The organism is Streptomyces sp. NPDC002467 (assembly GCF_042889825.1).
Classification (GTDB): Bacteria; Actinomycetota; Actinomycetes; order Streptomycetales; family Streptomycetaceae; genus Streptomyces.
The window spans coordinates 94,108-118,885 of sequence record NZ_JBIARJ010000021.1; the positions used below are offsets into that span (position 1 = coordinate 94,108).

27 protein-coding genes and 1 pseudogene are annotated in these 24,778 nt (G+C 71.0%); 10 read left to right on the top strand and 18 right to left on the bottom strand.

Annotation, left to right across the window (positions count from 1 at the left end; all coding sequences use genetic code 11):
* Positions 1 to 101 precede the first annotated feature (101 nt).
* The 3 genes from ACFYYJ_RS33880 (at position 102) to ACFYYJ_RS33890 (ending at position 1,370) form a co-directional block, all read left to right on the top strand.
* Positions 102 to 563 carry a GNAT family N-acetyltransferase gene (locus ACFYYJ_RS33880; RefSeq protein ID WP_389137990.1) on the top strand — a complete coding sequence of 154 codons (462 nt, stop codon included), beginning with the start codon at positions 102 to 104 and terminating at the stop codon, positions 561 to 563.
* A 151-nt stretch (positions 564 to 714) separates the two neighbouring features.
* Complete coding sequence (locus ACFYYJ_RS33885; protein WP_384590477.1) at positions 715 to 969, top strand: hypothetical protein; 255 nt, start codon at positions 715 to 717, stop codon at positions 967 to 969.
* 62 nt (positions 970 to 1,031) lie between these two features.
* Positions 1,032 to 1,370, top strand: coding sequence for a hypothetical protein (locus ACFYYJ_RS33890; RefSeq protein WP_385366027.1), 339 nt, complete (start codon positions 1,032 to 1,034; stop codon positions 1,368 to 1,370).
* A 57-nt stretch (positions 1,371 to 1,427) separates the two neighbouring features.
* Here ACFYYJ_RS33890 and dapD read toward each other — a convergent pair whose 3' ends face one another.
* Complete coding sequence (gene dapD / locus ACFYYJ_RS33895) at positions 1,428 to 2,408, bottom strand: 2,3,4,5-tetrahydropyridine-2,6-dicarboxylate N-succinyltransferase (protein ID WP_384750835.1); 981 nt, start codon at positions 2,406 to 2,408, stop codon at positions 1,428 to 1,430.
* A 9-nt stretch (positions 2,409 to 2,417) separates the two neighbouring features.
* Entirely contained in the window at positions 2,418 to 3,647 is a 1,230-nt protein-coding gene (locus tag ACFYYJ_RS33900) for an MFS transporter (protein ID WP_389138029.1), read from the bottom strand.
* Between the two features lie 103 nt (positions 3,648 to 3,750).
* Here ACFYYJ_RS33900 and ACFYYJ_RS33905 point away from each other — a divergent pair, with 103 nt between their 5' ends.
* Positions 3,751 to 4,626, top strand: a complete 876-nt coding sequence (locus tag ACFYYJ_RS33905; RefSeq protein WP_385366028.1) for a winged helix-turn-helix transcriptional regulator — start codon at positions 3,751 to 3,753, stop codon at positions 4,624 to 4,626.
* Positions 4,627 to 5,055: 429 nt separating this feature from the next.
* On the opposite strand, the gene ACFYYJ_RS33910 is transcribed toward ACFYYJ_RS33905, so the two are convergent.
* The 13 genes and pseudogenes from ACFYYJ_RS33910 to ACFYYJ_RS33970 form a co-directional block, all read right to left on the bottom strand.
* Positions 5,056 to 5,592: a TetR/AcrR family transcriptional regulator gene (locus tag ACFYYJ_RS33910; RefSeq protein WP_385132486.1), complete on the bottom strand. Its 537-nt coding sequence runs from the start codon at positions 5,590 to 5,592 to the stop codon at positions 5,056 to 5,058.
* Positions 5,592 to 5,912: a DMT family transporter gene (locus tag ACFYYJ_RS33915; protein ID WP_385132484.1), complete on the bottom strand. Its 321-nt coding sequence runs from the start codon at positions 5,910 to 5,912 to the stop codon at positions 5,592 to 5,594. Before ACFYYJ_RS33915 ends, ACFYYJ_RS33910 begins: the two co-directional genes overlap by 1 nt.
* Before the next feature lie 105 nt (positions 5,913 to 6,017).
* Positions 6,018 to 7,325, bottom strand: a complete 1,308-nt coding sequence (locus ACFYYJ_RS33920; RefSeq protein WP_385364154.1) for a DUF3616 domain-containing protein — start codon at positions 7,323 to 7,325, stop codon at positions 6,018 to 6,020.
* Between the two features lie 220 nt (positions 7,326 to 7,545).
* Positions 7,546 to 7,890, bottom strand: a complete 345-nt coding sequence (locus ACFYYJ_RS33925; RefSeq protein WP_030009139.1) for a metal-sulfur cluster assembly factor — start codon at positions 7,888 to 7,890, stop codon at positions 7,546 to 7,548.
* Positions 7,887 to 8,348: a Fe-S cluster assembly sulfur transfer protein SufU gene (gene sufU, locus ACFYYJ_RS33930; RefSeq protein WP_384753259.1), complete on the bottom strand. Its 462-nt coding sequence runs from the start codon at positions 8,346 to 8,348 to the stop codon at positions 7,887 to 7,889. The genes ACFYYJ_RS33925 and sufU overlap by 4 nt, the downstream gene beginning before the upstream one ends.
* 15 nt (positions 8,349 to 8,363) lie before the next feature.
* The gene (locus ACFYYJ_RS33935; RefSeq protein WP_384592047.1) at positions 8,364 to 9,620 is read right to left on the bottom strand and encodes a cysteine desulfurase; all 1,257 of its coding nucleotides are present in this window, start codon (positions 9,618 to 9,620) and stop codon (positions 8,364 to 8,366) included.
* Positions 9,617 to 10,384 (bottom strand): Fe-S cluster assembly ATPase SufC, encoded by a 768-nt coding sequence (sufC, locus tag ACFYYJ_RS33940; protein ID WP_007263436.1) that lies wholly within the window; start codon positions 10,382 to 10,384, stop codon positions 9,617 to 9,619. Before sufC ends, ACFYYJ_RS33935 begins: the two co-directional genes overlap by 4 nt.
* 7 nt (positions 10,385 to 10,391) lie before the next feature.
* Positions 10,392 to 10,709: a bifunctional 3-phenylpropionate/cinnamic acid dioxygenase ferredoxin subunit gene (locus tag ACFYYJ_RS33945; RefSeq protein WP_385132480.1), complete on the bottom strand. Its 318-nt coding sequence runs from the start codon at positions 10,707 to 10,709 to the stop codon at positions 10,392 to 10,394.
* The gene (gene sufD / locus ACFYYJ_RS33950; protein ID WP_385132478.1) at positions 10,709 to 11,887 is read right to left on the bottom strand and encodes a Fe-S cluster assembly protein SufD; all 1,179 of its coding nucleotides are present in this window, start codon (positions 11,885 to 11,887) and stop codon (positions 10,709 to 10,711) included. Before sufD ends, ACFYYJ_RS33945 begins: the two co-directional genes overlap by 1 nt.
* Before the next feature lie 80 nt (positions 11,888 to 11,967).
* On the bottom strand, positions 11,968 to 13,383 hold the full coding sequence (gene sufB / locus ACFYYJ_RS33955; RefSeq protein ID WP_385132475.1) for a Fe-S cluster assembly protein SufB: 1,416 nt from the start codon (positions 13,381 to 13,383) through the stop codon (positions 11,968 to 11,970).
* On the bottom strand, positions 13,380 to 14,141 hold the full coding sequence (locus ACFYYJ_RS33960; protein ID WP_389137997.1) for a helix-turn-helix transcriptional regulator: 762 nt from the start codon (positions 14,139 to 14,141) through the stop codon (positions 13,380 to 13,382). The genes sufB and ACFYYJ_RS33960 overlap by 4 nt, the downstream gene beginning before the upstream one ends.
* A 101-nt stretch (positions 14,142 to 14,242) precedes the next feature.
* The gene (locus ACFYYJ_RS33965; protein WP_389137999.1) at positions 14,243 to 14,506 is read right to left on the bottom strand and encodes a formate/nitrite transporter family protein; all 264 of its coding nucleotides are present in this window, start codon (positions 14,504 to 14,506) and stop codon (positions 14,243 to 14,245) included.
* An 80-nt stretch (positions 14,507 to 14,586) separates the two neighbouring features.
* Positions 14,587 to 14,886: pseudogene (locus ACFYYJ_RS33970) on the bottom strand (hypothetical protein); the annotation flags it as partial.
* On the opposite strand from ACFYYJ_RS33970, the gene ACFYYJ_RS33975 reads away from it, so the two are divergent.
* The 4 genes from ACFYYJ_RS33975 to ACFYYJ_RS33990 all read left to right on the top strand — a co-directional run bounded on the left by ACFYYJ_RS33975 (position 14,885) and on the right by ACFYYJ_RS33990 (position 18,762).
* Positions 14,885 to 15,811, top strand: a complete 927-nt coding sequence (locus ACFYYJ_RS33975) for an ABC transporter ATP-binding protein (RefSeq protein WP_389138001.1) — start codon at positions 14,885 to 14,887, stop codon at positions 15,809 to 15,811. The pseudogene ACFYYJ_RS33970 and the gene ACFYYJ_RS33975 overlap by 2 nt on opposite strands.
* Complete coding sequence (locus ACFYYJ_RS33980; RefSeq protein WP_385132465.1) at positions 15,808 to 16,575, top strand: ABC transporter permease; 768 nt, start codon at positions 15,808 to 15,810, stop codon at positions 16,573 to 16,575. Before ACFYYJ_RS33975 ends, ACFYYJ_RS33980 begins: the two co-directional genes overlap by 4 nt.
* A 68-nt stretch (positions 16,576 to 16,643) precedes the next feature.
* Positions 16,644 to 17,768: a hypothetical protein gene (locus ACFYYJ_RS33985; RefSeq protein ID WP_389138003.1), complete on the top strand. Its 1,125-nt coding sequence runs from the start codon at positions 16,644 to 16,646 to the stop codon at positions 17,766 to 17,768.
* Between the two features lie 4 nt (positions 17,769 to 17,772).
* On the top strand, positions 17,773 to 18,762 hold the full coding sequence (locus ACFYYJ_RS33990) for a heme A synthase (protein ID WP_389138005.1): 990 nt from the start codon (positions 17,773 to 17,775) through the stop codon (positions 18,760 to 18,762).
* An 8-nt stretch (positions 18,763 to 18,770) separates the two neighbouring features.
* On the opposite strand, the gene ACFYYJ_RS33995 is transcribed toward ACFYYJ_RS33990, so the two are convergent.
* The 3 genes from ACFYYJ_RS33995 to ACFYYJ_RS34005 all read right to left on the bottom strand — a co-directional run bounded on the left by ACFYYJ_RS33995 (position 18,771) and on the right by ACFYYJ_RS34005 (position 21,290).
* Entirely contained in the window at positions 18,771 to 19,847 is a 1,077-nt protein-coding gene (locus tag ACFYYJ_RS33995) for an amidohydrolase (RefSeq protein WP_389138007.1), read from the bottom strand.
* 117 nt (positions 19,848 to 19,964) lie between these two features.
* The gene (locus tag ACFYYJ_RS34000; RefSeq protein ID WP_385132457.1) at positions 19,965 to 20,324 is read right to left on the bottom strand and encodes a hypothetical protein; all 360 of its coding nucleotides are present in this window, start codon (positions 20,322 to 20,324) and stop codon (positions 19,965 to 19,967) included.
* 24 nt (positions 20,325 to 20,348) lie between these two features.
* Positions 20,349 to 21,290 carry a heme o synthase gene (locus ACFYYJ_RS34005; RefSeq protein ID WP_384592011.1) on the bottom strand — a complete coding sequence of 314 codons (942 nt, stop codon included), beginning with the start codon at positions 21,288 to 21,290 and terminating at the stop codon, positions 20,349 to 20,351.
* Positions 21,291 to 21,536: 246 nt separating this feature from the next.
* On the opposite strand from ACFYYJ_RS34005, the gene tkt reads away from it, so the two are divergent.
* Positions 21,537 to 23,624, top strand: coding sequence for a transketolase (gene tkt, locus ACFYYJ_RS34010; protein WP_385132454.1), 2,088 nt, complete (start codon positions 21,537 to 21,539; stop codon positions 23,622 to 23,624).
* Between the two features lie 34 nt (positions 23,625 to 23,658).
* Positions 23,659 to 24,777, top strand: coding sequence for a transaldolase (tal, locus tag ACFYYJ_RS34015; RefSeq protein WP_385132451.1), 1,119 nt, complete (start codon positions 23,659 to 23,661; stop codon positions 24,775 to 24,777).
* Position 24,778: the final 1 nt, after the last annotated feature.

Consider the following 24,778-nt stretch of genomic DNA (forward strand, 5'->3'; position numbering starts at 1 on the left):
GCCCCCGCGCGCCCGGCCCCCGCCCGCCCGGCCCGCCCGGGGCGGGGGGGGGCGCCCCCCCGGCCGCCGCCACGGCCGGACCCCCCTGCCACAATCCGGGCATGAACTTCCGTGAGGCCACCCGCCGGGACCTGCCCGCCGTACTCGCCCTGCTCGCCGACGAGGACGAGGTCGTGGACCCGGGCTCGGTCGTGGTCGACGAGGCGAGCGAGCGGGCCTTCGCGTCCATCGCGGCGGACGCCCGCAACGAGGTGCTGGTCCTGACCGACGGCGACGCCCCGGACGGGGTCGTCATCGGCTGCCTCCAGTTGACGTACATCCCCGGCCTCGGCCAGGGCGGGCGGGAACGCGCGCTGGTGGAGGCGGTACGGGTCCGCGCGGACCGCCGCGGCGAGGGGCTCGGCGCGGAACTGATGCGGCTGGCCGTGGCCCGGGCCGGGGAACGCGGCTGCGGCCTGGTCCAGCTGACCAGCAACAAGCGGCGCACGGCGGCCCACCGCTTCTACGAACAGCTCGGCTTCGCGCGCAGCCACGAGGGCTTCAAGCTGTCGCTGACGGACTGACACGGACCGACGCGCCCCAAAGTAGGGCCTTTCGACCCTGGCGTGACGCTCACCACATCCCTGCCGAATCGACCGGTTGGTGGTGTTGAGTATCCACACGCATCGCCACGCATCCCCACGTCCGATCTTGCATCCTCGTCTGGAGGACCGCGTGTTCCCCTCCATCTCCCTCGCCCAGGAAATCGGCCTCGCCGTCCTGCTGGTCGCGGCCGTCGTATGGGTCCTCGGCCTCGGCCACATGCTGTGGGACAGCCGCTTCCACCACCCCGAGCCCGGTGCCTTCGACGGCCTGGCGGTAATCCCGGCGCAGCGCGGCGTCGCCGCGCACCCGATGGAGGCGGTGGAGCTGACCGAGGCGGAGAAGGAGGCCTTCGCCGGCCTGGTCCGCAGGATCCCGCTCAGCTGACGCCCCGCGCGCGGAGCGGCACGACGAGCACGCTCCTCATCGGCACGTGCCCCGGCCTGCCCGTGTGCACCGCCCCGCACACCTACCTCTTCGTCGACGGCCTCGACCTCGTGACGCGCAGCGACAGCCGGATGGCGGGCCTCGACCCGGCCCTGCTCCTGCGCCCCGGCGGACCGCTCTACCCCGCCGATTCGCCGCGCACGGTGGACGTGGCCGCCCAGGTCGGTCCCGATCCGGGGCCCGAAAGGCTGTCCCTGCGGGTCCGGCTGCGGGGCGGGACGGTCATCTGGTCGGATCTGACGTACCCGGGCCCCGATGGCGGGGTGATCGAGGTGGTCCGCTTCCGCCTGGAGCAGTATCTCGGCGAGATCGGGCGGGCGTACGCGGCAGTCCGGAAATGACCGAGCGCCCCCCGGCCGCGGTGCGGCGGGAGGGCGCTCGGTGACTACCCGTGGGCGTCAGTTGTGGCTGTGCAGGACCTCGTTCAGGCCGCCCCAGTTCGCCTTGTACGGGCGGGCCTCGACGGCGCCGGTGACCGAGTTGCGGCGGAAGAGGATGTTGTCGGCGCCGGAGAGCTCCAGGGCCTTGACGACCTGGCCGTCCGGCAGGGTGACCCGGGTGCCCGCGGTGACGTACAGGCCGGCCTCGACGACGCACTCGCTGCCGAGCGCGATGCCGATGCCCGCCTCGGCGCCGATCAGGGTGCGCTCGCCGATCGAGATGATCTGCTTGCCGCCGCCCGACAGGGTGCCCATGGTGGAGGCGCCGCCGCCGATGTCGGAGCCGTCGCCGACCACGACGCCCGCGGAGATGCGGCCCTCGACCATGGAGGTGCCGAGGGTGCCGGCGTTGAAGTTGACGAAGCCCTCGTGCATGACGGTGGTGCCCTCGGCGAGGTGCGCGCCCAGGCGGACCCGGTCGGCGTCGGCGATGCGCACGCCCTTGGGGGCGACGTAGTCCGTCATCCGCGGGAACTTGTCGATCGAGGTGACCTGGAGGTGCAGGCCCTCGGCGCGGGCGTTGAGGCGGACGGTCTCGACCTGGTCGACGGCGACCGGGCCCAGCGAGGTCCAGGCGACGTTGGTCAGCAGGCCGAACACGCCGTCGAGGTTCTGGCCGTGCGGCTTGACCAGGCGGTGGCTGAGCAGGTGCAGGCGCAGGTACGCGTCGTGCGCGTCCAGCGGCTTGTCCTCCAGGGAGGCGATCACGGTGCGGACGGCTACGACCTCGACGCCGCGGACCGCGTCCGAGCGGATGGCCTTGGCCGCGGCGGCGCCGAGGAGCTCCACGGCCTGCTCGGCGGTGAGGCGCTCGGTGCCGGCCGGGCCGGGCTCGGCGACCAGCTCGGGGGCGGGGAACCAGGTGTCGAGGACGGTGCCGTCGGCGGTGATGGTGGCAAGTCCGGCGGCGACGGCGCCGGTGGTACGCGTAGCAGTCATGCCCGAAACCTAACCGGCGACGGCCGCCCTGGGCGAACCGGTCTCATGTGCCGGTCTCGCGCGTCGCCGCGCCTCCCGCACGCCCATGGCCAGCACGGTTGCCCCGGCGGCCGTGCCGAGGACCGCGCACAGGGGCCACAGAAGGCCGGGCGCCCCGGCGTACAGGGCCCCGCCGAGGGGTCCGGCGAGGACGAAACCGCTGATGGACACGCCCGCGTACAGGCTCTGGAACCGTCCGATGGCGTACTCGGGTGACTCGTCGGCGACGTACGCGGTGGCGGTGGTCTTGTAGAGGATCTCGCCGAAGGTGAGCAGCACCATCATGGCGGCGGCGGTCGCCATGCCCACGCCGAGCAGCAGCATCGCGTAGCCGCCGCCCACCAGCACCAGGCCGCAGCCGATGACGGGCAGCGGGGAGCGCCGGCGCAGGGCGAGGGTGGCCGGGAGCTCCAGGAGCACGATGACCGTGCCGTTGATCGCGATGAGCAGCCCGTACGCGCGGGTGTCCATGCCGTGGTCGGCGAGGAACACCGGGAACGTCGTGAGGTGCTGCCGGTAGACGAGGTCGATGACGGCGATGGCGCCGAGCAGCACGAGGACGGCCGGTCGCGCGCGCAGCTCGCGCCAGAGCCCTCCGCGGCCCAGACCCCCGTCCGGGGCCGCGGAGGGACGTCCGGGGACCCGGGCCGGGACGACCCGGGCGGTCCAGAGGGCGAAGAGCAGGGTGCCGAGGCCGTCCGCGAGGAAGAGCCAGTCGTACGAGAGACCGGTCGCGATCAGGGCCCCGATCGGTCCGCCCGCCGCGAAGCCGGCGTTGGACATGGAGCGGGTGACGGCGAAGGCCTGGCGCCGGGAGCCCTCCGGCACGGTCACGGCGACCAGCGCGGAGTTGGCGGCGCGGATCACCCCCGAGGCGTACTGGGCGATGGGCAGGACGAGGGCCAGCAGCCCGGTCGGGACCGTCGGCAGGACGACGAGGGCGGCGCCGCCGAGCGCGGAGGCGCCGAGCAGCGCGCGGCGGTGGCCGAAGCGGTCTCCGTACCAGCCGCCGGTGAAGTTCCCGGCGACCAGGCCGACGCCGCCGATGCCGACGACCAGGCCCGCCTGGGCGGCGCCGAGGCCGCGCGGGCCGGTCAGGTAGAGGAAGACGAAGACGAACGTGAAGCTTGCGACGGCGTTGACGAAGATCCCCGCAGCCAGCAGCCACACGACCTTCGGTACGTCCTTGATCCCCTGCAGCACACCCGTGTCCCCCGCGTTCCGTAGTCGGTTCGTAGTGAGTTCCTTTTGGGAACGGACTATGTCAGCATGACAGCCTCGGGTCAACGGAAAAAGGAGTCCCATGGCCCAGCGCACGCATCTCGACGACGCCGACTGCTCCATCGCCCAGGCCCTCGAAGTCGTGGGCGACTGGTGGACGCTGCTGATCGTCCGCGACACCGCGCGCGGCCTGCACCGCTTCGACGAGCTCCAGCGCGAACTGGGGATGTCCCGCAAGGTGCTCGCCGAGCGGCTGAAGCTGCTCGTCGAGGCCGGGGTGCTGACGCGCGAGCCGTACCAGGAACGCCCGGTGCGGCACGAATACCGGCTGACCCCGCGCGGGCGGGGGCTGCTGCCGGTCCTGGTCGCGCTCCAGGACTGGGGAGACGCCTGGATCCTGGGAGAGGGAGAGATGACGGCGACGACGCGGGAGGCCTCGAAGGAGGCGGAACGGGTGCACGCGCTGCGCGGCACCCGGGTGCCGGAGCTGCTGCTGCCGGACCGTTTCGGCGAGCTGAGCGACCCGGTGGCGGACACCCCGTTCACGGTCCTGTACTGCTTCCCGAGCGCCTACGCGCGCGCCGAGTCCTACCCGCCCGGCTGGGGCGGGATCCCGGGCGCGAGGGGCTGCACGTTCGAATCGTGTACGTACCGCGACCAGCTCGCGGAGTTCACGGAGGCCGGCGCGACCGTGCACGGCGTGTCCACGCAGCGGCCGGACGAACAGCGGGAGTTCGCGGAGGCGGAGCGGCTGCGGTTCCCGCTGCTCTCGGACGCGGAACTCGGGCTGACGGCGGCGCTGCGGCTGCCGACGTTCCGGGCGGCGGGGGTGAGTCGGCTGAAGCGGTTGACGCTGGTGCTGGATCGGGAGCGGGTGGTGCGTGAGGTCCTGTACCCGATCCAGGACATCGAGGCCTCGGTGGCGGCCGCCCTGACCACGATCCGCGCCCTGTCCTGACGGCCCGTCCACCCGACCGCGCCGGCTCTGGGCCGGGGCCGCCCCTGGGCCGGGCGCCGCCTCCGGGCCGGGCGCCGCACGGCCGGGGCCGGCGCGGAGCCGACGCGGAGCCGACGCGCGGAGCGTGTCCCCTACCCGCCCTTCCGCCGTTCCCCGGGCTCCGCCCGGACCCGCCCTGGGGCTCCGCCCCAGACCCCGCGCCTCAAACGCCGGCGAGGCTGGATGCGTCCGCGGCCGGACCTGCCCTGCGGGAAATTCGGCCCGCGGCAGGCGGACGGCAGCAGCCAAATCCAGCCCCGCCGGCGTTTGAGGCGCCGCCGGAGGCAACCAGCCCGTCCGGCGATCGAGGACCGGGGGCCGGAGGCAGCGCCCCGGCTGCGGCGCCGCGCCCGGCGAAGGCGGCGGACTCGGCAACGTCAGCACTGCCCGCTAAGGGCGGCGCAGGACCCGGCCGAGGATGTCCTGGGCGTACCGCTCGTCGTACTCCGCGTCCGTCAGGAGGACCTGGAGGCTGATGCCGTCCATCACCGCCACCAGCGCGCGGGCCGTCACCGGATCGGTCCGCGGGGCCAGCGCCGCCACGACCGACTCGCACCACTCCGCCGCCACCGGCCGCAGCGCCGGCCTCCGCAGGGCCGCCAGGTACAGCTCGTACTCCAGCTCCGCCCGGCCCCGGTCGGCCGCCAGGAACTCCCCCAGCAGGCGCGCCAGCGCGCCCGCGAGGTCTTCACCGCCGCGTACCGCGAGGGCCGGGGCCATGCCCTCGTTCGCCTGGCGCAGCGCCGCGACCAGCAGGTCGTCCAGGGTCTTGAAGTGGTACGTCGTCGAGCCGAGCGGTACGTCCGCCTCCGCGGCCACGCTGCGGTGGCTCAGCCCCGCGATGCCCTTGGCGCCCACCACCCGGATCGCCGCGTCGATGATCCGTTGCCGCCGGTCGGGGTCGTACCGACGCACGCCCGGCGGCATCAGTGCGCTCCGCCGAGGTTCAGCAGGACCACCCCGGCGATCACCAGCACCAGGCCCGCGATCTTGGCGGCGGTGGCCGCCTCCCCCATGAAGACCATGCCCATGGCGGCGATGGCGGCCGTGCCGACGCCCGCCCAGATCGCGTACGCCGTGCCCACCGACATCGACTTCAGGGTCTGCGAGAGCAGGGTGAAGGCGATCACGTACCCGAGCAGCGTGCCCAGCGACGGCCAGAGCTTCGTGAAGCCGTCGCTGTACTTCATCGCGGTGGTTCCGGCGACCTCGGCGGCTATGGCGGCGGCAAGCAGTACGTAGGGCATGCGTGCGAGTGTACGGGTGTACGCATCGCTGCGTACACCCGTACACATCGCGGTCGCGTCGCGTCGCGTCACGTCACGTCACGTCACATCACGTCACATCGCGGGTCAGTTGAGCGTGAACCAGGCCGCGCGGGACTTCTTGAACTCGGGGTGCGTGAGGTCCTTGGCCTCGATGCCGTCCCCGTACAGGTCGGCGGAGCCGCTGTCCGTGATCAGCTGCACCCGTGCGCCCGCCACCGACAGGTCGGGCACGTCCACGATGGCCTCCCAGCCGCCCGGGTCGGTGGTCGGCAGGTCGGCCCGCTTGACGGGGGCGTGGCCGGCGACGCCGTCCCACTGGTAGAGGGCGTAGGGGTCGGAGTTGTCGTCCGCGGCCCAGGAGCCCGCCAGGATCAGGTACTGGTTGGCCGCGTTCTTGCGGATGTCACGGACGGACAGCCCGCCGAGGTCCAGCTCGATCGGCGATCCGACGGCCGCCTTGGCCCCGCTCGCCAGGACCTGGTCGAAGTTGGTGACCGGCACGATCAGGGCCTTGCCGCCGAGCACGGCCGGGGCCAGCGGGGCGCGGAAGCCCACGTAGGCCGTGGTGGTGGAGCCGGGGGCGAATTCCAGGCCCTCCACGTTGAAGCCGTCGATCTGCTTCGGCGCCTGGCCGGTCGCCGTGCCGGCCGCGAAGCCGTACCGGTTGCCGTTCGCCACGTCCCAGGCCACCAGGTCGTCGCGGAGCTTCTTGTACGAGCGCCCGTAGGCGAGCTGCGCACCCGAACCCGAGCCGCTCACCGTCGTGGTGAACACCGTGTTGCGGGGGGCCTTGTACTCGCCGTCCTTGTTGTTGCCGAGCGAGCCCGTCCAATAGATGGTGTTGCCGATCCGGGTGGCGCCCTCGATGTCCACCTCCTTGGTGACACCGAGCTGGGAGCTGAAGTCCCAGGTGCGCACGGGGGCGGCGGAGTTGGAACGGTCGTACAGGCGCAGCACGTTCGACTCGTCGTCCGCGACGATCGTGTAGCCGCCGCCGACGTCCACGGCGGCCGAGGAGTCCGAGGCGCCGCTGAAGTAGCGGGCGTCGGACGGGTTCTGGACGGCGGCGGAGGCGGCGTAGGAGAGGGTCTTGGTGGCGGTCTTGCCGCCGAGCCCGGTGACCTTGATCGTCAGGGTGGTGTAGCCGCGACCGTGCGCGGTGACGGCCAGTTGGCGCACGGCACCGGACCCGGTGACCGTGACGTCGCCGGTGCCGGCGACCGAGGCCTTGGTGGAGGCGGAAGCGCTGACGGTCAGGGCGGAGACGTCGGCGCCGCTCTGCGCGACGGTGACGTTGACGGTCTGGTCCCCCACCCCGCCCACCGATCCCGACAGGTAGCCGGCGGACAGCGAGATGGTCGGGGTCCCGTAGGTGACCGCGTGCGCGGGCATGACGGTGGCGGCGACGATCAGTGCGGCGATTCCGGCGGTACCCGCGATACCGAGCTGCTTCTTCAAGGTGGCGTCCTCTCCCTCACGGCGTCACTCCGTGACGACCATCGAGAAGATTCGGCCGGCGTGGCCAACTCCCGGTGCACGTCACTTGGCGGCCCGGAGAACAGCGAGGGCCCCCGGCACGACCGTGCCGGGGGCCCTCGGAGCAGGCGCTGGATCAGACGTTGAAGCCGAGCGCGCGGAGCTGCTCACGACCGTCGTCCGTGATCTTGTCCGGGCCCCACGGCGGCATCCAGACCCAGTTGATCCGGAGTTCGCTGACGATGCCGTCCGTCGCCGACTTCGCCTGGTCCTCGATGACGTCCGTCAGCGGGCAGGCCGCCGAGGTCAGGGTCATGTCGAGGGTGGCGATGTTCGCGTCGTCGATGTGGATGCCGTAGATCAGGCCCAGGTTGACGACGTCGATGCCCAGCTCGGGGTCGACCACGTCGTAGAGGGCCTCGCGGACCTCTTCCTCGGTGGCCGGCTTGATCGACGCCTCGGGCGTCGCGTTCTCGGTCATGCCGTCTTCCTCTCCGCGTCGCCCAGAGCCTGGGCCGTCGCGTCCTTCCACGCCATCCAACTCAGCAGAGCACACTTCACGCGCGCCGGGTACTTGGAGACGCCGACGAACGCGACCGCGTCCTCCAGCACCTCCTCCATGGCCTCGTCGGGCTCGATCTTGCCCTTGGACTGCATCATCTCCAGGAACACGGCCTGGATCTTCCGCGCCTCGGCGAGCTCCTTGCCGACCAGCAGCTCGTTGAGCACGGAAGCGCTGGCCTGGCTGATGGAGCAGCCGTTGCCCTCGTACGAGACGTCGGTCAGCGTCTCGCCGTCGTACTTCACGCGAAGCGTGATCTCGTCGCCGCACGTCGGGTTGACGTGGTGCACCTCGGCGTCACCGTCGCGCAGGCCACGCCCGTGCGGGTGCTTGTAGTGGTCCAGGATCAGTTCCTGGTACATCGAATCCAGCTTCACAGCGTCCTCGTCCTGTCAGCCGAAGAAGTTCCGTACGTGCTCCAGCCCGTCGATCAGCGCGTCGACGTCGGCGGGAGAGGAGTACAGGTAGAAAGACGCTCGCGTGGTCGCCGGAATTCCGTACCGCAGGCAGACCGGGCGGGCGCAGTGGTGTCCCACGCGGACCGCGATGCCCTGCTCGTCGAGCACCTGACCGACGTCGTGCGGGTGGATGTCGCCCAGCACGAAGGAGATCGCGGCGCCGCGGTCCTCGGCCGTGGTGGGGCCGATGATCCGCAGGTCGGGCACCTCGGCGAGGCGCTTGATCGCGTACTCGGTGATCGCGTGCTCGTGAGCGGCGATCTTGTCCATGCCGATCGCGGTCAGGTAGTCCACGGCCGCGCCGAGGCCGACGGCCTGGGCGATCGGGGGCGTACCCGCCTCGAACTTGTGGGGGGCCGGCGCGTACGTCGAGGCGTGCATCGACACGGTCTCGATCATCTCGCCGCCGCCGAGGAACGGAGGCAGGTCCTCCAGGAGCTCCTGGCGGCCCCACAGGACGCCGATGCCGGTCGGGCCGCACATCTTGTGGCCGGTGAAGGCCACGAAGTCGGCGCCGAGCGCCTGTACGTCCAGCGGCATGTGCGGAGCGGCCTGCGAGGCGTCGATCAGCACCAGCGCGCCGACGTCCTGCGCGCGCCGGACGATCGCCTCGACCGGGTTGACCGTGCCCATGATGTTGGAGACCAGCGTGAAGGAGACGATCTTCGTCTTCTCCGTGATGACCTCTTCGATGTTGGACAGGTCGAGCCGGCCGTCGTCCGTGAGGCCGAACCACTTCAGCTTCGCGCCGGTGCGCTGCGCCAGCAGCTGCCACGGGACGATGTTGGAGTGGTGCTCCATCTCGGTGATGGCGATCTCGGTGTCGCGGTCGACCCGGTAGGGCTCGTCGGCCCAGCCGAGCATGTTCGCGACCAGGTTGAGCGACTCCGAGGCGTTCTTCGTGAAGATCACCTCGTCGCGGCTCGGCGCGTTGATGAAGGCGGCGACCTTGTCGCGGGCGCCCTCGTACAGTGCCGTGGCCTCCTCGGCGAGCACGTGCACGCCGCGGTGGACGTTGGCGTTGTGCTGCTCGTAGTACTCGTTCAGCGCGTCGAGTACCTGGCGCGGCTTCTGCGAGGTCGCCGCGTTGTCCAGGTAAACGATCTTCTTCCCGTCGTGGACCACACGATCCAGCAGGGGGAAGTCCTTGCGGATCGCCTCGATGTCGAGGAGGCCAGGCAGCTGTGTCACGCGGTCGCGCCACCCTTCGTGCTGTACGACTCGTAGCCTTCCGCCTCCAGCTTGTCGGCGAGCTCGGCACCGCCGGACTCGACGATGCGGCCTTCCGAGAAGACGTGGACGAAGTCGGGCTTGATGTAGCGGAGGATCCGCGTGTAGTGCGTGATCAGCAGCGTGCCGACCTCGCCGGTCGCGCGGACGCGGTTGACGCCCTCGGAGACCTGACGCAGCGCGTCGACGTCGAGGCCGGAGTCGGTCTCGTCGAGGATCGCGATCTTCGGCTTGAGGAGCTCCAGCTGGAGGATCTCGTGGCGCTTCTTCTCACCGCCGGAGAAGCCCTCGTTGACGTTGCGCTCGGCGAAGGCCGGGTCCATCTGGAGCTGCTCCATCGCGGACTTGACCTCCTTCACCCAGGTGCGCAGCTTGGGGGCCTCGCCGCGGATGGCGGTGGCGGAGGTGCGCAGGAAGTTGGAGACCGAGACGCCGGGGACCTCGACCGGGTACTGCATGGCGAGGAAGACGCCGGCGCGGGCGCGCTCGTCGACGGACATCTCGAGGACGTCCTCGCCGTCGAGGGTCACCGTGCCGCCGGTGATCGTGTACTTCGGGTGACCGGCCAGCGAGTACGCCAGCGTGGACTTGCCGGAGCCGTTCGGACCCATGATGGCGTGCGTCTCACCCTGCTTGACGGTGAGGTCGACGCCCTTGAGGATCTCGCGGGCGCCGTTCTCGGCCTCGACGGAGACGTGCAGGTCGTGGATTTCAAGCGTTGCCATGGATACCTCAGGACTCCTGGGTGAGGGAGACGAGCACGTCGTCCCCTTCGATCTTTACGGGGTATACGGGTACGGGGCGCGTCGCGGGCAGACCGGAGGGCTTGCCGGTGCGCAGGTCGAAGGCCGACCCGTGCAGCCAGCACTCGATCATGCAGTCCTCGACTTCGCCCTCCGAGAGGGAGACGTTCGCGTGCGAGCAGATGTCGTTGATCGCGAACACCTCCCCGTCGGTGGAGACGATGGACACCGGCGTGCCGTCGAGTTCCACCCGCTTGGGGGTGTTCTCTTCGAGCTCGCTCAGCGCACAGGCCTTGAGGTAGGTCATCAGACGGCCGCCGCCAGCTCGGCCTCGATCTTCGCGATGAGGCGCTCCTCGATGTCCGGGACACCGATCTGCTGGACGAGCTCGGCGAAGAAGCCGCGCACGACCAGGCGGCGGGCCTCGTCGGCCGGGATGCCGCGGGACCGCAGGTAGAAGAGCTGCTCGTCGTCGAAGCGGCCGGTGGCGGAGGCGTGGCCGGCGCCGACGATCTCGCCGGTCTCGATCTCCAGGTTCGGCACCGAGTCGACCCGCGCGCCGTCCGTGAGGACGAGGTTGCGGTTCATCTCGTAGGTGTCGGTGCCCTCGGCGGTCTTCTCGATGAGCACGTCACCGATCCAGACGGCGTGGGCGTCCTGGCCCTGGAGCGCGCCCTTGTAGACCACGTTGGACTTGCAGTGCGGGGCGTCGTGCGTGACCAGGAGGCGGTGCTCCTGGTGCTGGCCGGCGTCCGTGAAGTACAGGCCGAGCATCTCGGACTCGCCGCCGGGGCCCGCGTAGCTGACGCGCGGGTGCAGGCGCACCAAGTCGCCGCCGAAGGTGACGACCACGGACTTGAAGCTCGCGTCGCGGCCGATCAGGGCGTTGTGCTGCGAGGTGTGGACGGCGGTGTCGTCCCAGTCCTGGACGGACACGAAGGTCACCTTGGCGCCGTCGCCGACGAGGATGTCGACGTTGGCGGCGCGCACGCCGTCACCGGTGTGGTCGATCACGATGATCGCCTCGGCGAACGGCTTGATGTCGAAGACGGTGTGACCGAAGGTCGTGCCGCCTTCACCGTGCAGCGCGACCCGGATGGGCTCGGCGAGCACGGTCTCCTTGGGCACGGTGACGACCGTGGCCTTGGCGAACGCGGAGAAGGCCTGGGCGGAGACGCGGTCGACGGGGGTGCCGGCCTTGCCGATCCGCTCGTCGTCGCGCTCGACGGACTCGACGGTCACGCCGTCGGGCGCCTCGATCTGGGCCTTCATGGTGCCGTTGGCGACCGCGGTGCCGTCGTGCAGACCCTTGAGGCGGGCCAGCGGGGTGAACCGCCACTCCTCCTCGCGGCCGTTCGGTACCGGGAAGTCGGCCACGTCGAAGGACGGGGGCGCGCTCATCCGGGTGGCGACGGTGGACTCGGCGGCCACCGCGATCGCGCCGGCGGTGGTGGAGCCCGCCGGAATGTTCTGAGCCTCAGCCATGGCTGTCGTCTTGCTCGCTCTCTTAAATGAACACAGTCTTCGTCAAAAGAATGTGCTGCGGGTGGGACGGGCGGTCGGGACTAGCCGACCGAACCCTCCATCTGCAGCTCGATCAGCCGGTTCAGCTCCAGCGCGTACTCCATGGGCAGCTCCTTCGCGATCGGCTCGACGAAGCCGCGCACGATCATGGCCATGGCCTCGAACTCGGTGAGCCCGCGCTGCATCAGGTAGAAGAGCTGGTCGTCGGAGACCTTGGAGACGGTGGCCTCGTGACCCATCGTGACGTCGTCCTCGCGGACGTCCACGTAGGGGTAGGTGTCCGAGCGGGAGATCGTGTCGACCAGGAGCGCGTCGCACAGCACGTTGGACTTCGATCCGGCCGCACCCTCGCCGATCTCGACGAGACCGCGGTAGGAGGTGCGGCCACCGCCACGGGCCACCGACTTGGAGACGATGTTCGAGGAGGTGTTCGGCGCCATGTGGACCATCTTGGAGCCGGCGTCCTGGTGCTGGCCCTCGCCCGCGAAGGCGATGGAGAGGGTCTCGCCCTTGGCGTGCTCGCCCATCAGGTAGACGGCCGGGTACTTCATGGTGACCTTGGAACCGATGTTGCCGTCGATCCACTCCATGGTCGCGCCCTCGTACGCCACGGCGCGCTTGGTGACCAGGTTGTAGACGTTGTTCGACCAGTTCTGGATGGTCGTGTAGCGGCAGCGGCCGCCCTTCTTCACGATGATCTCGACCACGGCGCTGTGCAGCGAGTCCGAGGAGTAGATCGGGGCGGTGCAGCCCTCGACGTAGTGGACGTAGGCGTCCTCGTCGACGATGATCAGCGTCCGCTCGAACTGGCCCATGTTCTCCGTGTTGATGCGGAAGTAGGCCTGGAGCGGGATGTCCACGTGGACACCCTTGGGGACGTAGATGAACGAGCCGCCCGACCACACCGCGGTGTTCAGCGAGGCGAACTTGTTGTCACCGACGGGGATGACCGTGCCGAAGTACTCCTGGAAGAGCTCCGGGTGCTCCTTGAGCGCGGTGTCCGTGTCGAGGAAGATGACGCCCTGCTCCTCCAGGTCCTCGCGGATCTGGTGGTAGACGACCTCGGACTCGTACTGGGCCGCGACACCGGCGACGAGGCGCTGCTTCTCCGCCTCCGGGATGCCGAGCTTGTCGTACGTGTTCTTGATGTCCTCGGGCAGTTCCTCCCACGAAGCGGCCTGCTTCTCGGTGGAGCGCACGAAGTACTTGATGTTGTCGAAGTCGATGCCGGAGAGGTCGGAGCCCCAGTTCGGCATGGGCTTCTTGTCGAACAGCTTCAGGCCCTTGAGGCGGAGGTTGAGCATCCACTCCGGCTCGGACTTCTTCGCCGAGATGTCGCGGACGACGTCCTCGGACAGACCCCGCTTGGCAGCGGCACCGGCCGCGTCGGAGTCGGCCCAGCCGTATTCGTAGGTGCCCAGGCCATCGAGCTCAGGGTGAGCAGTCTCCGTGGTCATGCGGGGTTCCTCCCGGCCGTACTTGCAGATACTGATGTGTCGGTCTGTGTGGCGCTCGCGCTACGCGGAATGAACGTCGTGCACACTCCGTCGCCGTGGGCGATCGTGGCGAGACGCTGCACGTGTGTCCCGAGCAGACGGGAGAAGACCTCTGTCTCCGCCTCGCAGAGCTGCGGGAACTGCTCGGCGACGTGTGCGACCGGGCAGTGGTGCTGGCAGAGCTGTTCACCGCTGTGCGGACCGGGAGCGCTCTTCGCCGTAGCAGCGTACCCGTCCGCGGTCAACGCCTTGGCCAGGGCCTCCGTGCGGCCCGCCGGAGCGGCCGCGTCGACGGCTTCCCGGTAACTCCGCGCCTGCGCCTCCATCCGGGACCGGGCGAAGGCGGCGACGGCCGCCTCGCCCTGCTCGCCCCCGCCGACGGACTGCGCGATCCAGCGCAGGGCGTCCGCGGCGAGCGCGTCGTAGGACTGGTCGAAGGCGTCCCGGCCGCAGTCGGTGAGCGCGAACACCTTGGCGGGCCGACCCCGGGTGCGTGTGCCGTACACACGCTGCTCACGGGGTTCGACCACGTCGTCGGCGACGAGCGTGTCGAGGTGGCGGCGGACGGCGGCCTGGGTGAGGCCGAGGCGCTGCGCGAGGTCGGCGACGGTGGACGGACCGTGGTCCAGGATCGAGCGCGCCACTCGGTTGCGGGTTGACCGCTCCCCGGTGGCGAGCTCCCCCTGGGGGGTCTCGATCTGCCGTTCGCCGTATTTCACAACGCCATTGTTGCGTAATTAGCCGAGCCCCGACAAGCCGTGACGGACGCCACTCCTGGTGTCATCCATCACTAAGGGTTACCTAAGCAATCGACGCAGAGTTATTCGGAGGCAGACATTCCGTCTTCTCTGCGGGCCCCTCCCGTGAACCAGTAGACGGCCCCGACCAGCAGCCCTCCGCCCACGATGCTTCCCGGCACGGTGAACATCAGGTTGCGGAAGAGATCACTGAGAGACGCCGATCCGTCGAGGACGGCGACGCCGAAAAGGGCCATGTTCGCGACGCAGTGTTCGAATCCGACGGCGACGAACACCGCCACCGGCAGCCACAGGACGGCCTTCCCGTGGACCATCTCGGCGAGCACGGCCCGCGCGGAGGAGCCGCGGTCACCCCGGAGGCGTGCACCATCGCGCCGAGGGCGAAGGCGCCGAGCAGGTTGCCGCCCAGGCACAGCGCCCACGAGGAGAGCAGGTCCCCGATCCCGGTCCGGCCGGACAGGGCGCCGACCAGCATCACCATCACGTTGCTCGTGAAGAGCTGGGCGCCGGCGAACATCACGACGTGGGCCTTGTGCTCGGCCTGCCCCGAGGTGGCTTCACGTTCTGAGCGATGCCGTTCACCATTCGACGCCAGGCGCCGCGCCGGCCCCCGCCCGCGCGAATAGGTCACCAATGCGCGGGCCCGTGACCCCCGCGCCCCCGGGACCAAGGGCCCCTTCCCGGGCTCCGTAGACTCATTGCCCATGAGCAACGACCCCGCCGTGGAGATCCGCGGACTGGTGAAGCGGTACGGCCCCAAGACAGCGGTGGACGGACTGGACCTCACCGTCCGCAGGGGATCCGTCACCGCGGTCCTCGGTCCCAACGGCGCGGGCAAGACGACCACGGTGGAGACCTGCGAGGGCTACCGCCGCCCCGACGCCGGCACCGTCCGCGTCCTCGGTCTCGACCCGGTCGCCCAGGCCGGGACGCTGCGGACCCGGATCGGCGTGATGCTGCAGTCCGGGGGCGTCTATTCCGGGGCCCGCGCGGTCGAGATGCTGCGCCACATGGCCAAGCTGTACGCGAACCCGCTCGCCGTGGACCCCCTGGTGGAACGCCTCGGCCTCGGCGGCTGCGGCCGCACCCCCTACCGCCGGCTCTCCGGCGGCCAGCAGCAGCGCCTGGCGCTGGCCATGGCCGTGGTCGGTCGCCCCGAGCTGGTCTTCCTGGACGAGCCCACGGCCGGGCTGGACCCGCAGGCCCGCCGCGCGACCTGGGACCTCGTACGGGAACTGCGCACCGACGGGGTCACCGTCGTGCTCACCACCCACCACATGGACGAGGCCGAGCAGCTCTCGGACGAGGTCGCCATCGTCGACGCGGGCCGGGTCATCGTCCACGGCAGCCCCGAGGAGCTGTGCCGGGGCGGCGCCGAGAACACCCTGCGCTTCACCGGCCGCCCCTCCCTCGACCTCGCCTCGCTGCTGAAGGCACTGCCCGACGGCACCCAGGCCGCCGAGCTCACCCCCGGCGCCTACCGGGTCACCGGCGACGTCGACCCGCAGCTGCTGGCCACGGTCGCCTCCTGGTGCGCGCAGCACGGCGTGATGCCGAACAGCCTGACGGTGGAGCGGCACACCCTCGAAGACGTTTTCCTGGAGCTGACCGGTAAGGAGCTGCGCGCATGAGCGCCGGTACGTTCACCCCCGACCCGGGAGCGGCCCCGGTGGCCCGCATGGTCCTCGCGCAGACCGCGCTGGAGACCCGGATGCTGCTGCGCAACGGGGAGCAGCTGCTGCTCACCGTGATCATCCCGGCGCTGCTGCTGACCCTCTTCTCGGCCGTCGACATCGTCGACACCGGAGCCGGGAAGTCCGTGGACTTCCTGGCCCCCGGCATCCTGGCCCTCGCCGTGATGTCGACCGCCTTCACCGGCCAGGCCATCGCGACCGGCTTCGACCGCCGCTACGGGGTCCTCAAGCGGCTGGGGGCCTCCCCGCTGCCGCGCTGGGCGCTGATGGCGGCCAAGACCCTGTCGGTGCTGGTCACCGAGGTGCTCCAGATCGCGCTGCTGACCGTGATCGCCTTCGCGCTGGGCTGGTCCCCGCAGGGCGACCCGCTGTCGGTGGCCGCGCTGATCCTGCTCGGCACCGCCGCCTTCTCCGGGCTGGGACTGCTGATGGCGGGCACCCTCAAGGCCGAGATCACCCTGGCCGCCGCGAACCTGGTGTTCCTGCTGCTGCTGATCGGCGGCGGAGTGATCGTGCCGCTGGAGAAGTTCCCGGGAGCCGTGCGGTCTGTGCTGGGCCTGCTGCCGATCTCGGCCCTGTCCGACGGTCTGCGCGAGGTGCTCCAGCACGGGGCGGCGCTGCCGTGGGGCGACGCGGCCGTGCTCGCGGCCTGGGCCGTACTCGGCCTGGGCGCCGCCGCGCGGCTCTTCCGCTGGGAATGAAACAGCTCCCCTCGCGACGGAAAAGCCGCGAGGATGGACGCCTCCACACATGAGGCCGGGGGGCGGACATGGTGCAGCGGGAGGCCGTACTTCGGCTGGACGAGCAGTGGGCACGGGTGCGCTCGGGGGCGGCGCACGCGGAGCCCGGCGATCGCGAGCGCCTGCTCGACGAGCTGATCGGGGCCCTGCGCCCGCTCGCCGACGATCCGCAGTGCACCGCTCTGCTGGGGCTGCGACTGGCCGACCGGGCCGCCCTGCGCTTCGCCGAAGGCGACCGCGCGGGGGCCCTCGCCACGATCGAGGAGGGGCTGCGGAGCTCCGAGCGCGCCGCGCCGTACTCCCCCGACTTCGCCCGCTGGTACGCCCGCGGGCTGATCAACCACGGGGTGTGGCTCGCCTGGCCGCTGAGCGACGGCGCCCGGCTGCCGAGGCACCCGCTGGGGCCGGCCGCCTCCGAGGGCCCGAGCGCCATGGAACGGGCCGCCGGCGAGCGCGCCCGTGACCTGACCCGCGCCGCCGTCGAGGTGTGGTCGGGCCTGGACCAGCGCGATCCGGTCAACCGGCGGGGGCTCGCACAGGCGAAGGTGTTCCTCGGGGACCGCCTCGCGGAGCTGGGTCTCACCGAGGAGGCGGTGGCCTGGGCGGTGGACGCGGAGGGGGACTTCCGGCAGCTCCTGCTCGCGGACACCGGCCCGGAGGAGTCCGAGGAGGCCGAGGAGGCCCTCGACCACATCGGCCGCCAGCTGGAGCTGCGCCTGCGATTCCTGGCCTTCGCCTCGCTGGTGCGGCTGCGCACGCAGGGGCTGCTGCCCGAGCGGCTGCTGCCGCAGGCCGTGGTGGCCGCCCGGATCCAGGGGGTGGCGGAGGAGGAGATCGCGGCCGGGCTGGGGCTGGGCGCCGAGCAGGTGGCCACGATGCTGGAGGTCACGCCCTGGCTCGCGGTGTGGCGCGTGGAGGTGCGGGGCGCCGACGGGCTGTGGAACGAACTGGATCACCCGTGGCGCGGTTCCACGGAGGTCAGGAACCGGACGGCCGAGGAGGTGGCGTCGGACGTGGTGCACGCCTTCAGGGCCTCGGCGGACTGCCCGGGCGACGGCGGTCACTGGCTCATCCGCCTGTGGTGGCACGAGGAGGGGGACCCCGCGGGGGCCCGGTTCCGGTTGCTCGTCGGCCCCGACACCACCCCCTCGTGAAAGTTTGCACAAGTCGGCCCATACGATAGGGGCCGTGTTGAACCCATTCGCATACATCGCAGGCCGCTGGACGCCGTCACCTCGGACCGTCCGGCGCGCCGCGTCCGCCGCGCTCGTCATGAGCGTGCTCATCGTCGTCACCGGCGGCGCGGTGCGGCTGACCGGATCCGGTCTCGGCTGTGACACCTGGCCCAAGTGCACCGACGACAGTCTGGTCGTGACGCAGGCCCAGGGCTTCCACGGCGCCATCGAGTTCGGCAACCGGATGCTGACGTACGTGCTCTGCTCGGCCGTCGGCTGGTTCATCCTCGCGGCACGCTCGGCCAAGCCCTGGCGGCACTCCCTGACGAAGCTCGGCTGGGTGCAGTTCGCGCTCGTGATGGGCAACGCGGTCCTCGGCGGGATCACCGTGCTGACCGGGCTCAACCCGTACAGCGTCGCCGGACACTTCCTGCTCGCCACCAGCCTGATCGCCGTGACCACCGTCTCCTGGCAGCGCACCCGTGAGGGCGACGGCCTCCCCCGGCCGCGCGTGCCCGGCCCGGTGCGCAAGCTGTCGTGGGCGCTGGTCGCCGCCACCCTCGTGCTGATCGCGGCGGGCACGGTCGTCACCGGATCCGGACCGCACGCCGGTGACAAGAGCGAGATCAAGCGGATGCCGTTCGACTGGGAGGCCACCGCGCACGTGCACGGCATCTCGGCGTGGCTCGTGTGCGCGCTCGCCGTGGCGATGTGGCTGGCGCTGCGGGTCGTGGACGCCCCCGCCGACACCCGTGCCCGCGCCCGCGACCTGCTGGTCGTGCTGCTCGCGCAGGGCGGGATCGGCTACGTGCAGTACGCCACCCACGTGCCCGAGGTCCTGGTCGCCATCCACATGCTCGGCTCCTGCCTGGTGTGGATCGCGGTGGTCCGGATCGCGCTGAGCCTGCGCGAGCGGACCGCGGAGCAGGCGGAGATCCCCGCCCAGGGCGACCCGCAGCTCTCGACGGTCTGAGAGTCGGCCTAGCCCCCTTCGTCCAGTCGGTACACGCGGCGGGCATTGCCCGCCGCGACCATGGCCGCCACCCGGTCGGCGTCCCGCCAGGACCAGGACCCGTCGGCGACCCAGCCGCCCAGCACCCGGCCCAGCGCCTCCCGGAAGACCAGGGCGCGGACCGCGTGCAGTTCGGGGAGCCGGCCCGCTCCGCTGGAGAACATCAGCTTCCCGAACGGCGCGACCTCCAGCAGATCCGCCAGTACCGTCGCGGCCCCGGCTCCGGTCCACCCGAGGGCCGGGCCGGTGTCCGCGTAGACGTGCGGGAAGGCCGCGGCGAGCCGCGCGGCGAGCCGGTGGTGCGGGTACTCCCCCAACAGCACCAGCCGCGCGCCCAGGCCCTCGGTGGCCCGTACGAAGCCGGTCAGCGCGGCCTCGTCCCCCGCTCCCGTACGCAGCTGGAGCGGCAGCCCCGAGGAGACCGCGCTCCACAGCAGGTGCCGCAGCAGCACGGGGTCCCGTACGGCTCCGCCCTTCGTGCGCGCCTCCAGCCAGCGCCCGGCCGCCCCGCGCACCTCGCCGGGACCGGGCGGGTCGGCGGCGAGGCCCGGGCCGGCGGCGCAGGTGAAGGCGGCGGCCCCGGCGGCCGCGTGGTGGACGGCGCCGGCGAGGTTGGCGAGGAAGGCGGCCACCGTCCCGGAGGTGTCGGCGGCCTGCTCGGCCAGTAACTCCAGCCGGACCGCCTCGAAGGCCTCCGCGTCCCCGGCGAGCGCCAGTTCCTTGGGCCCGGTGAGGTCGCCGGGCTCCCCGGAGTCGACCAGGTAGGCGGTGACCCCGGAGCCCCGCAGCAGCCGCCGCGCCGACTCGGCCACGCCGAGCTCGCGGCGCCGGGCCAGGTAGCGGGCGGGGGCGGCGTGGGGTTCCAGGCCGAGCAGCGGCGCGCACCAGCGGCGCACGGCGAAACCGGTCTGGGTGTCGAAGAAGGTGGTACCCGCGGCGGGCGGACCCGCCGCGGGGAGCAGTTGGGCCTCGAAGGTGCCCAGGCCCAGCTCCGTACGGAGTACTCCGTGGCAGTACTGGTCCACCAGGGGCGGCGTTTCGATCATCCGGGCATCCCGTTGCGGACGTGAGGAAGGGGCTTCCACACGTCCTAACGGGTGAGCGGGGTGTGAGGTGTTGCTCGCGCTGTTGACCGAGACGGCACCGGATCGGCGGGAGCCGGCTCAGGCGGCCGGGTTCGCGGCTCCGCCGATCTGGATGCCGGCCATCCGCGTCCACTCGTACGGGCCGGTCTTCACGCGCGCGGCGAACTCGCCGTCGAACTCGTCGTGGAGGGTCAGACCGGCCTTCTCCGCGGCCAGCTGCGCCACGGCGAAGGTCGGGGCGACCAGGTCGCCCCAGCCGCCGTCGGTCCCCACGAGCACGATGCGGGTGCCGGCCTGGCCGATGTGGGCCAGCTGGCCCTCGGCGCCGCCGTGCTCCTTGGCGAAGGCTGCGATCTGCTTGGCCAGCCTGGCCGCCTTGCGGTCCTGCTTCTTGTCCGCGGCGCCTGCGGCGTCCGCGATGTCTGCGGTGTCTCCCATGAGGGGCATGCTACCGGCGAGTAATCAACGGAGGAAGGGATCCACGGCCACCGCCACGAACAGCAGCGACACGTAGGTGATCGACCAGTGGAACAGGCGCATCTCCTTGAGCTTCGCGCCCGTCACGCCCGCCTTGGCCCGCGCGTGCAGCGCGTGCGCCTCCCACAGCCACCAGCCGCCCGCGAGCAGCGCGACCGAGGTGTAGAACCAGCCCGTGTAACCCAGAGGGGTCAGCAGCAGCGAGACGGCCACCATCACCCAGCTGTAGAGCACGATCTGCCGCGCCACGACCTTGTTCCCGGCCACCACCGGCAGCATCGGCACGCCGACGCGCGCGTAGTCGTCCTTCACCTTCATCGACAGCGGCCAGTAGTGCGGCGGCGTCCAGAAGAAGATGACGAGGAAGAGGATGACCGCGGCCCAGGAGACCTCGTTCTTGACGGCCGACCAGCCGATCAGCACCGGCATGCAGCCCGCGATGCCGCCCCAGACGATGTTCTGGGCGGTGCGCCGCTTCAGCAGCATCGTGTAGACGACCACGTAGAAGAGGAGCGCGCCGAGCGCCAGCGCCGCCGACAGCCAGTTGATCAGCAGGCCGAAGAACAGGGTGGAGACCACGCCGAGGGTGATGCCGAAGGCCAGGCACTCCCTCGGGCTGACCATGCCGGTCACCAGGGGGCGCTGCGAGGTCCGGTCCATCAACGCGTCGATGTCGCGGTCGATGTACATGTTCAGCGCGTTGGCGCCGCCCGCGGACAGGTAGCCGCCGAAGCAGGTCGCGAGGACCAGCCACAGCGAGGGCACGCCCTGCTCCGCCAGGAACATCACCGGCACTGTGGTGATCAGCAGAAGTTCGATGATCCGAGGCTTGGTCAAAGCCACGAACGCCATGGCCCGGGCCCCGAACGGCCGGTGACCGGGGCTCGTCCCGAGCACCCCCGCTGGACGGGATTCGACGGCCGTCACACGCACCCCTGAGAGAGAAACCAGCAAGCACCGTAAGGGCCTGCACGTACCACGCCACTCTAGACGTTGGTCTTACGTCGCCCTGCGCGGGGGTCGCGTCGTGTTGGCCCGAACGGAGGTGAACGACAGGTGACGGAGTGTGGGCACTCGAATAGCTGCACGCCGTTGCGGGGGTAGGCTCGGAATCGCGCCGGTGCACCGTTCGTCACCGGGATTCAGACATGTGGAGAGGAGCCCTGACTCACGGTGAGCACCAAGCCGACGACCACAGAGCTCGAATGGACCGAACTGGACCAGCGGGCCGTCGACACCGCCCGCGTTCTGGCCGCTGACGCGGTCCAGAAGGTCGGAAACGGGCACCCGGGTACGGCCATGAGCCTGGCCCCCGCCGCGTACACCCTCTTCCAGAAGGTCATGCGGCACGACCCGGCCGACCCCGAGTGGGTGGGCCGCGACCGTTTCGTGCTCTCCGCGGGGCACTCGTCCCTCACCCTCTACACCCAGCTGTACCTCGGCGGGTTCGGGCTCGAACTGGACGACCTCAAGGCGTTCCGCACCTGGGGCTCCAAGACCCCCGGGCACCCGGAGTACGGCCACACGGCCGGCGTCGAGACCACCACCGGCCCCCTCGGCCAGGGCATCGCCAACGCGGTGGGCATGGCCATGGCCTCCCGCTACGAGCGCGGTCTGTTCGACCCGCAGGCCGCCGCGGGCACCTCCCCGTTCGACCACATGGTCTACGCGATCGCGGGTGACGGCTGCCTCCAGGAGGGCATCTCCCACGAGGCGTCCGCCCTCGCCGGCCACCAGAAGCTCGGCAACCTGGTGCTCCTGTGGGACGACAACCACATCTCCATCGAGGGTGACACGGAGACCGCCGTCTCCGAGGACACCATGAAGCGCTACGAGGCGTACGGCTGGCACGTCCAGCGCGTCGAGCAGCAGGCCAACGGCGACCTCGACCCGAAGGCGCTGTTCGCCGCCCTCCAGGCCGCCAAGGCCGAGACCGGTCGCCCGTCCTTCATCGCGGCCCGCTCGATCATCGCCTGGCCCGCCCCGCACGCCCAGGGCACCGAGGCCTCGCACGGCTCGGCCCTCGGCGACGACGAGGTCGCCGCCACCAAGCGCGTCCTCGGCTTCGACCCGGAGCAGACCTTCGAGGTCTCCGACGAGGTCATCGCGCACACCCGCGCCCTCGGTGACCGCGGACGCGAGGCCCGCGCCGAGTGGGAGAAGGAGTTCTCCGCCTGGCGCACCGCCCACCCGGAGCACGCGGCCTCGTTCGACCGCATCAACGCCAACGAGCTGCCCGCGGGCTGGGAGGACAAGCTCCCCTCCTTCGAGGCGGGCAAGGGCCTCGCGACCCGCGCCGCCTCCGGCAAGGTGCTCGAGGCGCTCGGCGCGATCATCCCGGAGCTGTGGGGCGGCTCGGCCGACCTGGCCGGCTCCAACAACACCACCATCGACAAGAACTCCTCGTTCCTGCCGGTGGGCAACCCGCTGCCGGAGGCCGACCCGTACGGCCGCACCATCCACTACGGCATCCGCGAGCACGCCATGGCCGCGGCCATGAACGGCATCGCCCTGCACGGCCACACCCGCATCTACGGCGGCACCTTCCTGGTGTTCTCCGACTACATGCGCAACGCGGTCCGCCTGTCCGCGCTGATGCACCTGCCGGTGACCTACGTGTGGACGCACGACTCCATCGGCCTCGGCGAGGACGGCCCGACCCACCAGCCGGTCGAGCACCTGGCCTCGCTGCGCGCCATCCCGGGCCTGAACGTCGTCCGCCCGGCCGATGCGAACGAGACCGCCGTCGCCTGGCGCGAGATCCTGACGCGCCACACCAAGGTGTTCGGCAAGGGCGCCCCGCACGGCCTGGCGCTGACCCGCCAGGGCGTGCCGACGTACGAGCGCAACGAGGACGCCGCCAAGGGCGGGTACGTGCTCTTCGAGGCCGAGGGCGGCGACGCGCAGGTCGTCCTCATCGGCACCGGCTCCGAGGTGCACCTGGCCGTCGAGGCCCGCGAGCAGCTCCAGGCCGAGGGCATCCCGACCCGGGTCGTCTCCATGCCGTCGGTCGAGTGGTTCGAGGAGCAGGACCAGGAGTACAAGGACAGCGTCCTGCCGGCCTCCGTGAAGGCGCGGGTCGCGGTCGAGGCGGGCATCGGCCTGACCTGGCACCGTTACGTCGGTGACGCCGGCCGGATCGTCTCGCTGGAGCACTTCGGTGCCTCGGCGGACGCGAAGGTGCTGTTCCGCGAGTTCGGCTTCACCGCCGAGGCAGTGACCGCAGCCGCCAAGGACTCGCTCGCCGCCGCCGCGCGCTGACGCCCGTACAACACCAGTAGGAGATGCAATTCCCATGACAGACGCACTCAAGCGCCTCTCCGACGAGGGCGTGGCGATCTGGCTGGACGACCTGTCCCGCAAGCGCATCACGTCCGGCAACCTGGCGGAGCTCATCGACCAGTCGCACGTGGTCGGTGTCACCACCAACCCGGCGATCTTCCAGAAGGCGATCAGCGGCGGCGAGGGCTACGAGCAGCAGCTCACCGACCTCGCCACCCGCAAGGTCACCGTCGACGAGGCCCTGCGCATGATCACCACGGCGGACGTCCGCGACGCGGCCGACATCCTGCGCCCGGTCTACGACCGCACCGACGGCCAGGACGGCCGCGTGTCGATCGAGGTCGACCCCCGTCTGGCCCACCAGACGGCGGCGACGATCGCCGAGGCCAAGCAGCTCGCCTGGCTGGTGGACCGCCCGAACACGCTGATCAAGATCCCGGCGACCAAGGCCGGCCTGCCGGCGATCACCGAGGTCATCGGCAAGGGCATCAGCGTCAACGTCACGCTGATCTTCTCGCTGGAGCGCTACCGCGAGGTCATGGACGCGTACCTGGCGGGTCTGGAGAAGGCCAAGGCCGCCGGCCTGGACCTCTCCCTGATCCACTCGGTCGCCTCCTTCTTCGTGTCCCGCGTCGACTCCGAGATCGACAAGCGCCTGGACGCCGTCGGCACCGACGAGGCCAAGGCCCTCAAGGGCAAGGCGGCCCTCGCCAACGCCCGTCTGGCCTACGAGGCCTACGAGGAGGTCTTCTCCTCGGACCGCTGGACCGCCCTGGAGAAGCACGGCGCCAACAAGCAGCGCGCGCTGTGGGCTTCGACCGGCGTCAAGGACCCGGCGTACAAGGACACCCTGTACGTGGACGACCTGGTCGCCCCGAACACGGTGAACACCATGCCGGAGGCCACGCTGGAGGCCACCGCGGACCACGGCCGGATCACCGGTGACACCGTCCGCGGCACCTACGAGCAGGCCCGTGCCGAGCTCGACGCGGTCGCGAAGCTGGGCATCTCGTACGACGATGTGGTTCAGCTGCTGGAAGACGAGGGCGTCGAGAAGTTCGAGGCGTCCTGGAACGACCTGCTGAAGTCGACCGAGGCGGAGCTTGAGCGCCTCGCCCCCACGGAGGCCTGAA

What these genes read in the sequence shown, in the direction of transcription:
- ACFYYJ_RS33880 (WP_389137990.1), top strand. Translation starts at nt 102, where the DNA reads ATGAACTTCCGTGAGGCCACCCGCCGGGACCTGCCCGCCGTACTCGCC.
- dapD (WP_384750835.1), bottom strand. Translation starts at nt 2,408, where the DNA reads ATGACTGCTACGCGTACCACCGGCGCCGTCGCCGCCGGACTTGCCACC.
- ACFYYJ_RS33905 (WP_385366028.1), top strand. Translation starts at nt 3,751, where the DNA reads ATGGCCCAGCGCACGCATCTCGACGACGCCGACTGCTCCATCGCCCAG.
- ACFYYJ_RS33910 (WP_385132486.1), bottom strand. Translation starts at nt 5,592, where the DNA reads ATGCCGCCGGGCGTGCGTCGGTACGACCCCGACCGGCGGCAACGGATC.
- ACFYYJ_RS33915 (WP_385132484.1), bottom strand. Translation starts at nt 5,912, where the DNA reads ATGCCCTACGTACTGCTTGCCGCCGCCATAGCCGCCGAGGTCGCCGGA.
- ACFYYJ_RS33920 (WP_385364154.1), bottom strand. Translation starts at nt 7,325, where the DNA reads ATGCCCGCGCACGCGGTCACCTACGGGACCCCGACCATCTCGCTGTCC.
- ACFYYJ_RS33925 (WP_030009139.1), bottom strand. Translation starts at nt 7,890, where the DNA reads ATGACCGAGAACGCGACGCCCGAGGCGTCGATCAAGCCGGCCACCGAG.
- sufC (WP_007263436.1), bottom strand. Translation starts at nt 10,384, where the DNA reads ATGGCAACGCTTGAAATCCACGACCTGCACGTCTCCGTCGAGGCCGAG.
- ACFYYJ_RS33945 (WP_385132480.1), bottom strand. Translation starts at nt 10,709, where the DNA reads ATGACCTACCTCAAGGCCTGTGCGCTGAGCGAGCTCGAAGAGAACACC.
- sufD (WP_385132478.1), bottom strand. Translation starts at nt 11,887, where the DNA reads ATGGCTGAGGCTCAGAACATTCCGGCGGGCTCCACCACCGCCGGCGCG.
- sufB (WP_385132475.1), bottom strand. Translation starts at nt 13,383, where the DNA reads ATGACCACGGAGACTGCTCACCCTGAGCTCGATGGCCTGGGCACCTAC.
- ACFYYJ_RS33975 (WP_389138001.1), top strand. Translation starts at nt 14,885, where the DNA reads ATGAGCAACGACCCCGCCGTGGAGATCCGCGGACTGGTGAAGCGGTAC.
- ACFYYJ_RS33980 (WP_385132465.1), top strand. Translation starts at nt 15,808, where the DNA reads ATGAGCGCCGGTACGTTCACCCCCGACCCGGGAGCGGCCCCGGTGGCC.
- ACFYYJ_RS33985 (WP_389138003.1), top strand. Translation starts at nt 16,644, where the DNA reads ATGGTGCAGCGGGAGGCCGTACTTCGGCTGGACGAGCAGTGGGCACGG.
- ACFYYJ_RS33995 (WP_389138007.1), bottom strand. Translation starts at nt 19,847, where the DNA reads ATGATCGAAACGCCGCCCCTGGTGGACCAGTACTGCCACGGAGTACTC.
- ACFYYJ_RS34000 (WP_385132457.1), bottom strand. Translation starts at nt 20,324, where the DNA reads ATGGGAGACACCGCAGACATCGCGGACGCCGCAGGCGCCGCGGACAAG.
- tal (WP_385132451.1), top strand. Translation starts at nt 23,659, where the DNA reads ATGACAGACGCACTCAAGCGCCTCTCCGACGAGGGCGTGGCGATCTGG.